At 39.6% G+C, this 984-nt stretch carries 1 protein-coding gene; it reads right to left on the reverse strand.

What is annotated here, in order from left to right:
- Nucleotides 1-380 precede the first annotated feature (380 nt).
- The gene (locus ACTHUE_RS19470) at nucleotides 381-755 is read right to left on the reverse strand and encodes an Mth938-like domain-containing protein (protein ID WP_004520381.1); all 375 of its coding nucleotides are present in this window, start codon (nucleotides 753-755) and stop codon (nucleotides 381-383) included.
- Between the last annotated feature and the right edge of the window lie 229 nt (nucleotides 756-984).

Genomic DNA, 984 nt, shown 5'->3' on the forward strand with positions numbered 1-984 from the left:
CAGCAAAGAGTGGGAAGGGGATGGGTGGAACGGAAGGGGGAGCGGGTGGAGGCGGCCAGCAGAAATCGGGGACGGTAAAGACAACGCGGAATTTGCTGCTTTTACGGGCGATTTTATTGACGGCCATGGGGTGCTTTACTCCAGAGATTGGATAGTGATATAGAAGAATAATATCTATTGACTGAATCTTACTTTATTTATATATGAAAAGAAAAGCGTAAAAAGGTTATCTGAAAAATTTCAGGTAAGCTTTTTGTAAAAGTTATTGTACGACTAGGAGAAACAGGAGTTAACAGGCTTAAAATACTAACATTATTAATTTAACATAATATAAATTATGCGAACCTAAGCTAGCATGATGCAATAGTCTTTTCTGCAAATTATGGCCACAACCAAGCCCATGCGCTTCGTCCTTCGCCTTGCAGCAAAACTAAAGTTCGGCAAGCTGAGGCTGTATTCATGCATTCGAGGCCGATTCCGTAGGCTGATAAGGCTGCAGCAACTTTGGGATGCAGAAATTTTTGTTTTTCTCCTGTACCTATAATAATGACTTCTGGACGGTTTTCTGCTGTTTCAATTGCTGATATAAAAATTTGTTCGTTTAATTCTCCGATGGTTGTTTGAGGAATGATGCTCACTTTACCATCTTGCCAGCAAATGGGTTCTGAATATGTTTGTTCACCGATTTGCAATATGCCTTGTGAGGATGAAAAAAATGATGCGGTTTCATCAATATGGTTTTCTGTGATTTTCATGGCAATTCCTGTTTTTATGGTAGAACGATTTTTCAGACGGCCTTGGGAAACTTGCAAAAAAAGGTGCAAGATCAAGCAATATCAGGTAGGATTCAACGTTTGACCTTGTGCATTGATGCTTTGCTCTGAATTTACGATTGCAAGCGATTATAACAAGCCTTGGTTTTTCGTGATTATTTTAAAGTATCGGCTCAAAAGGAGACACAATGAAGCCAGTAAATATCGGTCT

This window comes from Neisseria sp. P0021.S005, assembly GCF_051956955.1.